The organism is Clostridium sp., from assembly GCF_026168755.1.
Lineage (GTDB): Bacteria > Bacillota > Clostridia > Clostridiales > Clostridiaceae > Clostridium.
Genome location: NZ_JAPFDR010000006.1, coordinates 1 through 13407 on the forward strand (window position 1 = coordinate 1; position 13407 = coordinate 13407).

Consider the following 13407-nt stretch of genomic DNA (forward strand, 5'->3'; position numbering starts at 1 on the left):
GCGGGTATCGTATATCGGTAATACTCCAGCCTTCCAAGCTGGAAAGGTGGGTTCGATTCCCACTACCCGCTCCATAAGCGTGTTTAGCTCAGCTGGATAGAGCAACGCCCTTCTAAGGCGTGGGCCAGGAGTTCGAATCTCTTAACACGCACCATATTCGGTTTACTAGCTCAGTCGGTAGAGCACTTGACTTTTAATCAAGGTGTCCGGGGTTCGATTCCCCGGTAAGCCACCAAAAAAAGAAACTCAATAGAGTTTCTTTTTTTATTTATATAAAAATATAATTATTAAATTTTAAAAGTCATTTATTTATAATGCTAACCAATAAAATTGGAAATTCATATTATATTATGAATTGCTTTTTTAGGAGGTAAAATGGAGAGTAAAGGCTATGATAAAAAAGATAATGAAGAAAAAGAAAAGATAGATCAATATATTATAAAATTTGAAGTTAACTTAGGAAATATGGAAAAAGTAGGAGTTGCATTTTTAGTAGCAGGTTATTCAAATTATATATATGCTGCTAATTTAGATATATTAGATGCGCAAGATAGAAATAATACAGGCCAAACTTCTGAAGAAGCATTTTTATTTAGTCAAAGGTTAGTTTTATTAGGTTATATATTACTATGGATAGTTGCATCAAATAGATTATATATAAAAGATTTTAGCAATATTTATAGAGGAGAAAATAATGATTTAGTTGCATATAAAAATGTTGCTAATTCATACTTAATAAGTGTATTTGCTAATTTAATGAGATTAGAAGCTTTTAATAAATTAAATGAGGATGAAATACAGGAAGAAAAAAATGAGGAATAATAATAACTAAATAAAATTTATTAATATAAAAAGTAAAATATAGGAGTGATTATATGCTAATTTCGGTTAATGAAGATGACTTTAAAGACAAAGTTAAGATTAGATTCAATAATATTACAGAGGGAATCAATAAATTTGAAAATAAAATCTTAGAATCTAATAATTCATATGATTTTGAACAAAGTATGATTGGTTTTTTAGAAGAAGCAGTAAGATTAAATGGAGTAGAAAATTCATATGTTGATTTTTATTTTAATGTATTAGAAGAAGATGCGAAGATAAGATTTAAAGAACTTTTAAATTGTGAAGATAAAGAATTTATGGAAAAATTTGAAGGTGAGAATAGTAAATCTGGAATTTATTATAATCTAACATTAGAAAGTATTCCTTTTATAGTTAGAATAATAACTAAAGAAATATTATTTTCTACTATATATTTTACAAAAGAGCCATTTACCATATGGGGTAATTACAACGAAAAATTCCCGGTATTTTATAAAGAAAAAAGTGTATACGATAAATATGAAAATATAGCTAAAAATTTTAAATTAAAAATAATATAATAGGATTGATTAATTTGTTTATAATAGGTAATAAAATGTAAATTTAATTGAATATATGAGAAAAAAAGGTTGAAGAAATATGGGAAAAATAGTAAAATATAAACAGTGGAATAATATCAATTGATATTTAATATTTCAATAAAATGTTGATGGGTATGGGGTGAGATATAAATATGAAAGTAGGGGCAATTTATGATAAAAATAGTGAGTTAGAATATTTTTTTGAAATTTCAGCAGATATTATGGCTATTATAGGGGAAGATGGGAAAATTAAAAAAATAAGTAGATGTTGTAGTGAATTATTAGGATGGACTGAAAGGGAATTACTTCAATATGAATGGCATAATTTTATTCATAAAGAGGATTTAAAAGGCATTTTAAACATTATAACAAGTGAGTCTATAAGTAATGGGGTTAAGGGATTAAAAGTTAGATTTAAATGTAAAAATGATGATTATAAGTTGATGGAGTATAGCTGTAAGTTTATGGAAGAAAAGCGTGTGTATATTTTAACTGCCAGAGATATAACTGAAGAAAAGAAAATTAAAGAAGAAAAAATTGCTTATGAAAAGGCAATTGAATTAGAAAGTTTAAAAAGTGAATTTTTTTCTAATATATCACATGAATTTAAAACACCTTTAAATATAATATTAGCAACTATGCAAGTAATAAATAAAAATATTGAAAATAAAAATATAAGAGCAAGTGATGAAGAAAATTTGAATAAATATATGAATTCAATTAGGCAAAATTGCTATAGGCTTCTTAGGTTGGTTAATAACATAATTGATATTAGTAAAATGGATTATGGATATTATAATATTGAATTAGGAAATTACAATATTATAAGTGTGGTCGAAGATATTACAATGTCTATTTTAGAATATGTAAATAATAAGGGGATAGAGCTTATTTTCGATACTGAGATTGAAGAAGAAATAATTGCATGTGATCCAGATAAGATAGAAAGGATAATTCTAAATTTATTATCTAATGCAATTAAGTATACAAAAGATGGCGGAAAAATATATGTTAACATAGGAAAAGATAATGAAAATGTTTATATATCAGTGAGAGATAATGGTATAGGTATGCCTGAAAAAAAACTTCGTACAATATTTGAAAGGTATACTCAGATTGATAATAAGCTAACTAGAAGGGCTAATGGTAGTGGGATAGGATTATCACTTGTTAAATCACTTGTTAAAATGCATCAAGGTGATATATATGTAGAGAGTAAGATTAATGAAGGTAGTAAATTTACTATAAGCCTTCCTATAAGACAAGTTGAAAGTAAGAATAAAAAAATTAGCAATTTAACTAAATCAAAGGTTGAAAAGTGTAGTATTGAATTTGCAGATATATATAATTAAATATTTAGAATTAATTAAAATTTAAATATCCTTCTGCTTAATAGGGCAGAGGGATAATTAAATTTTAATTATATTTATTATAAAGCTCATTTATAGAATCTTTTGACATTAGCAAATTTACCAAATAGCTCATTATTAAAACACCAGGGATATCTATTAATAATCTGACCAAAGTAAATTTATAGCCAAGTGCTGAAAATTCAAATAGTAATGTTGAAATTTTAGTTAAGCACCAAGCATTCATAAAAATAATTATATTTGAAAACTTTGCACCTTTTTTTATTAAAACTGCAGTAAAAGGAAAAGCAGCATACATAGGACCAGCAGCTACTGAACCAATTAACATAGCTAGAAGAATACCAATTATTCCGGAATTATTTCCCATGTATTTCATAAGTTGTTCTCTAGGAATCCATACGTCTATTAATCCTAATAAAATCATTACAGGAGGAAGAACAGAGAGCATTTGTAATATATTAGAGCTGGCGGTATTAATAGTTTGAGTAAGTATTGATTTATTAAAAAAAGATAATATTATAAGTACTAATAAGGATATTAAAAAGGATTTATACCTTTTAAAAATTTTTATTATAGTATTCATATAAACATCATAATCCTTCCTAAAATAATTCCTACAACAATTGAAAATATAAATGCAATCAGATTTCTTAATAGTGCAGCTCTTTTACCAATATATTTAATTTCAAGGGGAAGTGTCATAAGACCAATTAGTACTAAGGATGAAACAAGTGTGGCAACTTGTGAATATCCAGCACCGTTTAAAAGTAAGGTATTACCAAGTGAAAATGTAACAAAAGTAGGCATCATTGTAATTGCGCCTATAATATCAGCAAGTATAATACCAATAAAACCTGAACTAGTACCTAATATTTTAGATATTGTATCTGTGGTGAAAAATGAAAGTAATATTCCTACAGTTATTATTATGCAAAGAAATTGAGGTAATATATTTTCAAATGACTTTAATCCTAATATAATAGCTTTCTTTGTTTTACTTTTGTCTTTTATAAATGATATTATTATAGAAACTATTGCTAAACTATATAAGATGATAGGGGTCATAAAATACTCCTAAAAATGATTCAGTTATATTTTATGATTTAAAGAGAAATAATGTGAATTATACATAAAATAATAGCAATGTATTTAGAAAATTTATCTATACATTGCTATTTAATTAGTTTTAACCGAAATTTCTATTGGGAATATGAGTATTTCTGTATCTAGAAATATAAGAGTTAAAACTCCACTTTGCAAGAAAAGTTTTTGCACAATCATAACCTGAATTGAATAAGTTAAGATATTCGTCCTTTGATATGCCAAAATCAACAGTACCAACATCATATGTTCTGATTTTAATAGTTCTTACTGAATCTTTATTATTTAAAAAAGCTTCATCATCTTTAGTAAGTATAGTATCAATTACATCACAGGAATAAGATATTAAATTACTTTTACTTGGATTAACTATTTTTAAATCATTATTACTAATTAGTTTTAGTCCGAATGTTGGCCAACGAGGATTATTTTCAACATCGAAGATCCAAATTGGAAAATTACTTAGTAATCCACCATCAACTATAAAGCTTGAATTTTTACCATTCTTAAGAATTACAGGGTTAAAATAAAAGGGAATACTAATACTCATTCTTACCGCTTTAGCAATACTAAATTCTAAGGGATCAATATTGTATTTTACTAAATCATCTGGAAGAATAAGTAACCTTTTATTTGTGATATCAGAAGCAATTATCTTAAGAGGGCTAACCCCATTTATAGATATATCCTTAAATTTAGTTTTACCTTTAGCTTTATATAATTTAGATAAATATTCTTCTATGTTATTACCAGAAAATAATCCTTTATTTTTAAAAAGGTTTATAGTTGGACCAATAAAGGGTAATAAAGTTAATTTATTTTTTACATAGAAATCTTTAAAGTCTAACTTTAAAAGTATATCTTTTAGATCCTTTCCTGTATAGCCTACTGCTAATAATGAAGTTACTATAGCACCGGCAGAAGTTCCAGCAAACCTTTCAAAGGTATATCCATGTTCTTCTAAATAAGAAATTGCACCTAATAGTGCGATTCCTTTTACTCCTCCACCTTCACAAACTATATCTGCCTTCATTGATTCACCACCTAATATATTTAAATTAATATATTATATGATTTAAAATATAATTGATATAATAACGTTAATATAGAGTATAATTTTTATTAGAATTTAGATAATATTCACGGAGTTTTTATTTGAAACTAATGTTGATATTTTAAATATTTGATAAATATCAGCTATAATAAGTACATTTTAATTAAAAATAGGTACATTTAAGCTATTTTCAAAATTTTACATATATATAGATGAATATATTAGTTGTAATTTCTCAGCATTTTAAGCATTACAAAAATAATTTAATTAGTATATCATATAAGTATCTAGTTTTAAAAAAGTCAAAAATAAGAATAGAGGTGAGAATAATGAAACTAGAGAATAAAATATTAAAACTATCTGTAGTAGGTGCGTTATTCTTTGCACTATTTGGTATCGCATGGGGCTGAGCTTTAAAGTCTGATATGATTATATTCGATGGATTATATTCATTTATCAGTGTAATATTATCAATGTTATCACTTTATATTAATAATTATATGGCGAAGAGAGATTTTGAAAAATTTCCTTTTGGTAAACATATTTTAGAGCCAATAGTTATTTCAATAAAATCATTAATAATAACTATTATGTGTTTATATTCATTAGTAGGAGCCGTAAAGACCATAGTAAGTGGTGGAAATAACTTAGAGTTTGGATTAGCAATTATATATTCAATTATATCAGTTATTGGTTGTGGAGTGATTTCACTATATATGAAGATTAAATCAAAAGCGTTATCTTCAGAACTTATTAAGGCAGAATTTACTCAATGGCTTATGGACACATCATTAAGTGCAGCAGTATTAGCGGCATTTATAATAGGTATTGCTATATCAAATACAAAATTGAATTTCTTGAATCCATATATTGATCCAGGTATGACGGTTGCAGCATCACTATTATGTATTAGAATACCTATAAAGATTTTTATAGAAAACTTTAAGGAAGTAATATGTGTAAAAGCTAATGATGAAATTAATGATGATATATATGTATTAGTTAAAGAAATTGAGGAAGAATATAATTTTGAAGATTCTATAACAAGAGTATCTAAAGTTGGACGTGAACTTAGAATTGAAATTGATTTTGTTTATAATAAAGATAGTAAGCTTAAGACATTAGATCAAATGGATAATGTAAGAGAAGAAATAAATGATGCAATTAAGCATATTGATTATAAAAAGTGGTTGAATGTATCTTTTACAGGAAACAAAAAATGGGCAATGTAAAAGTCAGTGAAAGCTAGCTTTTTTGTTTGTTATCAAATTGAAGAGTAAATGGAGTTTATTAATTAAATAACATGTATTTAAAGGAGCTAAATTTTTGGCTCCTTTAAATTTTGTAAGATAAATTTAATAATATATTAATAGTAAATTAAGGTTTGTAATATAAAATTATGAATAAAGATATTAAAAATGAAAATATGGAACTTTTTAAAGGTTAAATATGTCTAATAAATAATATAAGAGTAATTTTTTATATTTTAATTTTATTTATATAAAAATATTATATTAAAAATTTATAAGTAACCTTATATGGAAGGATAAACCAATAAATGATATTATAAAATAAAATACAAATAAATTATAAATAATAAATATTATGGAGGTAAATATGGGGACAAGTTTTAAAAGAATGCTTTCAATACTTTTAACATTAACATTAGCATTAGGTATAGTAGGGTGTTCAAAAGATGGAGGAAAATCTTCAATGGGGAGATATGTTGAAGAGCGATATGAAGTACCTGAAGGGGTTGAAGTCCAAACTTTAAGCTTATTAGAAAATGACAAAATAGGTATGATTGGATATTCGACAGAAGATAGGAAGCCAGTAGCTTTTATTTCTGAAGATGGAGGTAAAACATGGACACAAAACTCTATAGTGCTACCAAAAGAAGAAGGAAAAGAAACATATACTAATAATATAGTGTATTTAAGTAATGGTACAATACTATTATCATATTACTTTGAAAAACCTTTTACAGAAATGGAAGAGGGAGCAATAGATGATTCTATGTCAGTTGAAGGTGAGGCAACAACAGAAGAGTTTGTTTATGAGGAACCAGAATATAAATATGCTACAGTAGATGCAGATGGTAATTTAACTGATATTGATTTAGATCTTTCAATATATAATGATGATGATGATTCAATGGAAATGGGAATGGGCTATAGTAGCTTTAAAACTAGTTCAAACGGAGATGTATTCTTTACTGCCGGTAGTAATAATGAAAAAGTAGTTCAATTTGATGGTGAAACTTTTGAAGAGAAGAATATATATGAAGCTAAAGAATGGATAAGTGACTTTTTTTTAGTTGGTGATTCATTAGTTATATATGAATTTGACTCAATAGTAGAATATGACACTACTAATGGGAAAGAAAAAGGAAATTTAGAAGCTTTAGAAAAAGCAACAATATCTGAAAACTCTAATTATTATCCAACTTTCCTTAATTCAGGAAGTAAAGATAAAATATATTACTATAATACTTTAGGTTTATATGAGTATGATATGAAAAGTGAAAAAGTAAATCAATTAGTTGATTCTGCAATTTCATCTTTTGGTGATAGCGAAATGAATATAACATCATTCGTTGAAAAGAGTAATGGTGAATTTTTAACAACATTTAGTGATTTCTCTAATGCTGAAGCTGGATCTGCAATTATTAATTTTGCTTATGATGCAAATATACCATCAGTTCCAGAAAATCAACTTGTAGTATATTCATTATTAGAAAATTATTCAATTAGACAAGCTATTTCAAAATATTCAAAAGAACATCCAGATACTTATGTTAAGTATGAAATTGGTTTAAATTATGGTGATGGGAAAACTCAATCAGATGCACTTAAAACTTTAAATACTGAAATAATGGCTGGAAATGGACCTGATGTAATAATATTAGATGGTTTATCAGCTGAATCATATATTGAAAAAGGATTATTAGAAGATATAAGCGATATTATAAATCCTTTAGCAGAGGATGGAACAATATTTAAGAATATTGCAGATGCATATACTAATGATGGAAAGATATATCAAATACCAACATCATTTAAATATCCAATATTATTAGGAAATAAGAATGATATTGCTTCAGTTTCTGATTTAGATTCATTAGTTGAGTTAACAAAAAAATTGTCAACTCAAAGTGAGAAAAGAATATTTAATAATTACTTTACTCCAAACTCTTTAGTTTATTCATTATATTATCTATATGGAAGTGATTGGTTAAATGAAGACGATACTATAAATGAAGATGCATTAAAAAGTTTCTTTGAAAAAGCTAATGAAATGTATTCTGCAATTCAAACTAATGAAGAAGCTTATATGAAAACTATGGAGAATAAATACTCTCAATTAGAAGGCTATAATGAAGGATCTTCTATAGTGATAGATACTGAAGAGAATGTTGATGAAGAATTAGATGAAGAATATAGCGAAGAAGATTATGAAGATTTATATGCATTATATGATTTACAGTATTATTTAAATCCATCTATTTATGCAGACTCATTTTTACTTGAGGGTAGTTCATTATTAGGTTTAGGTGGACTTGCTGGAACTTATGATTATGGATCTATGGTTACTCTTTTAAACACTTCACCTGAAATAGATTATAAAGTTTTAACTAGAGGAGAAGAAAACATATTAATTCCATCTAACTTAGTTGGAATTAATGCAAAGGGAAAAAATAAAGAACAAGCTAAAGAAATCTTAACATCATTAATAAAGAATAACTCTAGTGAAATGTATTCTGATGGAGGATTTAGTATAAATAAAAATAGCTTTGAAAATGCCTTTTCTATAGAAAAAATGAAAGAAGAAGGATATGAATTAGAATTTGATGAAGCAACAAATCACTATATTCAAGGTACATCAGGTTGGTCTGATGAATTTGGAAATTCAAAGGAAATAAATATATTATATCCAAATGATGAAGATGTAAATAAATTAAAGGGTGAAATAGAAAGCTTAAATACTGCTACAACAGTTAATACTATATTGTTAACAGAAGTTGCAAAGCAATTTGCTTCATATGTACAAGGTGAAATATCTTTAGAGGAGGCTATAAATACAGTTGTAGATAACTTGGATTTATACTTATCAGAGTAATATGGAAGAGTTAAATGTTAATAAATTAAAACAAATAAGAAAAGTAAAATCAAATAAATTAAAAGAAGAAAAAGTAAAGAAAAAAACTAAATATACTGGACTATATTTTGTATTGCCAAGTTTAATAGGGGTAGCAGTATTTACACTGCTTCCCTTCTTAGATGTATTTCTTAGATCTTTTCAAAGTGCAATTTCAAGAGAATTTATAGGATTTCAGAATTATACTGAAGTATTCAATAATTCAGCTTTTAAACTAGCATCTAATAATACTATAAAGTTTGTTCTTGTATGTATACCGTTATTATTATCATTATCATTAATAATAGCTGTATTATTAAATAAATTTGTAGAAGCATCAAAGATACTAAGAACAGCCTTTTTAATACCAATGGCAGTGCCTATAGCTTCAGTAGTATTAATATGGAATATTGTTTTTCATGAACAAGGATTCTTAAGTGCTATGCTAGATAAATTTAATATGGCAGGTCAAGATTGGATGAGTACAGGATGGGCATTTTGGATATTAGTATTTAGTTATATATGGAAAAATCTAGGGTATAATATTATCTTGTGGTTAGCTGGATTAAACTCCATATCTAAAGAGGTATATGAATCAGCTAAAGTAGATGGAGCAAATGATTTACAGTGTTTTACTAAGATAACAATACCTTGTTTAAAACCTACGTTGTATACAGTAGCAGTATTATCCCTTCTTAATTCATTTAAGGTGTTTAGGGAGGCATATTTAGTTGCAGGTGATTATCCAGATAAGAGTATGTATTTATTACAACACTTATTTAATAATTGGTTTAGGGAATTGGATTTTAGTAAAATGGCGGCTGCATCTGTAATTATGGCAACAATAATATTTATATTGATTATGCTATTACAAAGGGCATGGGAAAAACAGGATTAGAGTGAGGTGATTTATACAATGAAGAAAAAGATAGTATTTATTATATTAGTTGCAATATCTATATTTATGTGTTTCCCAGTTATATTTTTATTAGCAGGTTCATTTATGAGTGTAGATGAATTAAACACTTATCTTGCACCGGTATTATCTGAAAAGGGTAAAGGATATGTAAGCTGGGGATTATTACCTAGTTATCCTACTTTGAGAGCATATGTAGAATTATTATTTGATACTCCAGAGTTCTTTATAATGTTTTGGAACTCTGTAAAAATAGTATTTTTATCAGTAATTGGACAGCTTATAGTTGGCATTCCAGCAGCTTGGGGATTTGCAAGATATAAATTCCCGTTTAAGAAACTGTTATTCACAATTTATATAGTTGTAATGTTAATGCCTTTCCAAGTTACAATGCTATCAAGTTACTTAGTATTAGATAAGTTACACCTTCTTAATACACATGGAAGCATAATATTACCTGCTATATTTTCAACATTTTCAGTATTCATAATGTATAGATTCTTCTGTAATATACCAGAGTCAATTATTGAATCAGCAAGAATAGATGGTGCTAGTGAACTTATTATTTTTGCTAAGATAGGTATTCCGTTAGGAATGCCAGGTATAATGTCAGCTGTTGTATTACAATTCTTAGAATATTGGAACTTAATAGAACAACCATTAACGTTTTTAAAGGATAAGGCTTTATGGCCATTATCAATTTATTTACCAAATATTACTTTAGAAAATGCTGATATAGCATTTACAGCATCTGCTGTAACATTAATAGCTGCTATAATAGTATTTTTTGCAGGTCAAAGCTATTTAGAGCAAGGTATTGCAGCATCAGCAGTAAAGGAATGATAATTTATGAGTAAAAAAGAAAAAATTAAAAAAGTTATAAATTTTAAATATGTGAAAAAAGGAAAAGACACTTTACAGAAAAAAGCAGTAAAAGCATTGTTTGCTTTTTTAATATTGATGATAGGATGCACAATGTTATCTAGGGCTGCAGATTCTATGACTATACCAAGAGTTAAGGTTGATAAGCCAAAGACTAAAACAATAGTAGATGAAATTACTGCTAAGGGTGTAGTTGCAAAAAATAGAGAAGAAAAAATTTCTGTAGTTGAAGGTCTTAAAATTAATTATGTAAATATAAGTGAAGGTTCAATTATCAAAGTTGGAGATACTTTAGTTGAACTTGATACTGAAGATCTAGAGAAAAAGGTTAATGAAATTAAAGAAAATATATCACAAGAGCAAAAGACTTTAACACGTGCAACTGAAGATTATAATAAAGCTATAAATGCCAAAAAGCAAGTTGTACAAAGTGCTTTAAATGAAATGAATGCAGCAAAGCAAGCATTAGATAATTATTCTAAGTTAAGTGATGAAGAAAAGGATCCAGGAACAGAAGAAAGCTTATATTCTGATTATCAATCAAAAAAATCTATGTATGATTCAGTTGTAGCTGAATCAAAAGATACTGTAGATTTAGATAGAGCACTTCAAGACGCAAAAGATTCTCTTAAAATTGATGAATATAATAAAGAACTTGCAAAACTTCAACCTTTACTAGATGCTGGTGGAAAAATTACTTCAGAAAAAGAAGGAATAGTTACTAGTGTTGTTGCAGAAAATGGTGGAGTTACAACTGATACTATAGCATCAATTGCAGATAAGAATGAAGGATATAAATTTGTTGGACAAATTGATAAAGAAAATAGAACTTCAATAAAACAAGGGCAATCTGTTGCTGTAAACTTAGGAACTTATGGTATTATTGAAAATTTAACTATAGACTCTATCTCTAAAAATCAAGATAATGCTGATACTTTAAATGTAACAGTTGTTTTACCAGTAGGAATAGGAGAAATTGATGATAGTGGAGAAATTATAGTTTCAAGTAAATCAAAGAAGTATGGTACATGTGTTCCATTAGCTGCATTAAGACAGGGTGAAGGTAGTGATTATTACGTATTAGTTGTTACTGAGAAGGAAACTGTATTAGGTGAAGAGTTAACAGCTAAAAAAGTTGATGTAAAAGTTGAAAAAAGAGATGGTGAATATGCAGCAGTAACTGAAGGTACATTAGGAAGAAATGATAAAATAATTATTGATAGTAATAAAACAGTAGAAGATGGCGATAGAGTTCGCCTGGAGACTGAATGATAAGGTATTTAAAGCACATAGTTAGAATAATTCTTATATTTGCTTTAATTATGTGCTGGGGAATATCCTTAGGTTATGCAAATAATATAGCAAGTGAAAACAAGACTTTAAATTTCTATTTTGAAAATGAAAATTATAATACAAAATTAATTGAGACTATAAAAAAGGGTGATCAAGAGTTAGCTGTAGTAGGATGGGCTGAAGAATCATTACAATCTGCTAATAATCCTGATTTAGGGAAAACAGCAAATGATTTAGATGTTCTAATTATAAAAGGCTCATCTAATTTATTAGTTAAGGGATCAAATTTATTTGCTGATGATTTAGAGGGGTGCTTAATAGATATTGATACAGCCTATAAATTATTTGGAAGTAGTAATTGTGTAGGCAGAGAGATTATTTATAATGATAGAACTTTAATTGTAAGAGGAATTTTAAAAGGTTCTAAAGCTAATATTATGGTTCAAACTCCAAAAGACTCTTCACAAGTTTTAGATGGATTAACAATAGATGGTACAGGATTAACATTAAATAAAATTAAAGATTTTAAAATGAAATTTAGTATTAATGAAATGGCTATTAATGGGGATGTATATTATATAATAGCTAAGTTTATAGCATTAATATTTCCAATTATAGCTTTAGTATTGATTTTAATTAAGGTAATATCTAGTTTATTTAAATCAAGAAATAAACCAGTTTTAGTAATTCTATATATTTTAATGTCTATTGCCTCTGTATTTATATTTTTTAAGGTTACAAACATTAAAATTTCTATTCCTTTAGATATGATTCCAAATAAGTGGTCTGACTTTGATTTTTGGAGTAAGATGGGGAAAGAATATAAGGAAAAATTTGAATATGTACTTTATATGAAAAAGTATGGAGTTGATATTTATAATATAGAAAACTTATTAAAGTCAGTATTATACTCAATACTTACAGTAATATTATTTGTAATTAATTTAAGGATTATAAAAATAAATGATATTAAAACATTAATAATTAATAATGGGGTTTCAATAATTTGTTCATTTGTTGCTATATTAATGATTTGGAATAAGTATAATTTTGATGTAAATACAACTATGATATGGTTAATATATCCTTTATATCTTTGTGGGAATTATTTTATAAATATTCATGGAAAGTATTTAATTTATGAAGAAGAAGTAAATACTGAAGTGGAAAATAATGATATAATAGATGAAGCAGTTTGTTAATAGCAGACTGTTTCTTTTTTTAAATACAATATTATTAACGGAGGAA

Annotated in this window: 12 protein-coding genes and 3 tRNA genes; 12 read left to right on the plus strand and 3 right to left on the minus strand. The window is 26.6% G+C overall.

Annotated elements, in window-relative coordinates:
* The 6 genes from Q0Y03_RS03760 (at window position 1) to Q0Y03_RS03785 (ending at window position 2758) form a co-directional block, all read left to right on the plus strand.
* Window positions 1-74 (plus strand) — tRNA-Gly (locus Q0Y03_RS03760).
* A 3-nt stretch (window positions 75-77) separates the two neighbouring features.
* Window positions 78-154: transfer RNA gene (locus tag Q0Y03_RS03765), tRNA-Arg, on the plus strand.
* 5 nt (window positions 155-159) lie between these two features.
* Window positions 160-235: transfer RNA gene (locus tag Q0Y03_RS03770), tRNA-Lys, on the plus strand.
* 140 nt (window positions 236-375) lie between these two features.
* Entirely contained in the window at window positions 376-822 is a 447-nt protein-coding gene (locus Q0Y03_RS03775; RefSeq protein ID WP_297712491.1) for a hypothetical protein, read from the plus strand.
* A gap of 53 nt (window positions 823-875) precedes the next feature.
* Window positions 876-1385 carry a hypothetical protein gene (locus Q0Y03_RS03780; RefSeq protein ID WP_297712492.1) on the plus strand — a complete coding sequence of 170 codons (510 nt, stop codon included), beginning with the start codon at window positions 876-878 and terminating at the stop codon, window positions 1383-1385.
* 173 nt (window positions 1386-1558) lie between these two features.
* On the plus strand, window positions 1559-2758 hold the full coding sequence (locus tag Q0Y03_RS03785) for a PAS domain-containing sensor histidine kinase (RefSeq protein ID WP_297712493.1): 1200 nt from the start codon (window positions 1559-1561) through the stop codon (window positions 2756-2758).
* Between the two features lie 64 nt (window positions 2759-2822).
* Here the strand turns inward: Q0Y03_RS03785 and Q0Y03_RS03790 are convergent, their stop codons facing one another.
* From Q0Y03_RS03790 to Q0Y03_RS03800, 3 genes are all read right to left on the minus strand, one after another.
* Complete coding sequence (locus Q0Y03_RS03790) at window positions 2823-3347, minus strand: permease (RefSeq protein WP_297712589.1); 525 nt, start codon at window positions 3345-3347, stop codon at window positions 2823-2825.
* 8 nt (window positions 3348-3355) lie between these two features.
* Window positions 3356-3841, minus strand: a complete 486-nt coding sequence (locus Q0Y03_RS03795) for a permease (protein ID WP_297712494.1) — start codon at window positions 3839-3841, stop codon at window positions 3356-3358.
* Window positions 3842-3962: 121 nt separating this feature from the next.
* The gene (locus Q0Y03_RS03800) at window positions 3963-4910 is read right to left on the minus strand and encodes a patatin-like phospholipase family protein (protein ID WP_297712495.1); all 948 of its coding nucleotides are present in this window, start codon (window positions 4908-4910) and stop codon (window positions 3963-3965) included.
* A 446-nt stretch (window positions 4911-5356) separates the two neighbouring features.
* Here Q0Y03_RS03800 and Q0Y03_RS03805 point away from each other — a divergent pair, with 446 nt between their 5' ends.
* The 6 genes from Q0Y03_RS03805 to Q0Y03_RS03830 all read left to right on the plus strand — a co-directional run bounded on the left by Q0Y03_RS03805 (window position 5357) and on the right by Q0Y03_RS03830 (window position 13361).
* Window positions 5357-6163 (plus strand): cation transporter, encoded by an 807-nt coding sequence (locus tag Q0Y03_RS03805; protein ID WP_297712496.1) that lies wholly within the window; start codon window positions 5357-5359, stop codon window positions 6161-6163.
* 385 nt (window positions 6164-6548) lie between these two features.
* Window positions 6549-9050, plus strand: a complete 2502-nt coding sequence (locus Q0Y03_RS03810; RefSeq protein ID WP_297712497.1) for an extracellular solute-binding protein — start codon at window positions 6549-6551, stop codon at window positions 9048-9050.
* Between the two features lies 1 nt (window position 9051).
* On the plus strand, window positions 9052-9966 hold the full coding sequence (locus Q0Y03_RS03815) for a sugar ABC transporter permease (protein ID WP_297712498.1): 915 nt from the start codon (window positions 9052-9054) through the stop codon (window positions 9964-9966).
* Between the two features lie 18 nt (window positions 9967-9984).
* Entirely contained in the window at window positions 9985-10827 is an 843-nt protein-coding gene (locus Q0Y03_RS03820; protein WP_297712499.1) for a carbohydrate ABC transporter permease, read from the plus strand.
* Between the two features lie 6 nt (window positions 10828-10833).
* On the plus strand, window positions 10834-12138 hold the full coding sequence (locus Q0Y03_RS03825; protein WP_297712500.1) for a biotin/lipoyl-binding protein: 1305 nt from the start codon (window positions 10834-10836) through the stop codon (window positions 12136-12138).
* Window positions 12135-13361: an ABC transporter permease gene (locus Q0Y03_RS03830; protein WP_297712501.1), complete on the plus strand. Its 1227-nt coding sequence runs from the start codon at window positions 12135-12137 to the stop codon at window positions 13359-13361. The genes Q0Y03_RS03825 and Q0Y03_RS03830 overlap by 4 nt, the downstream gene beginning before the upstream one ends.
* The last annotated feature ends 46 nt before the right edge of the window (window positions 13362-13407 follow it).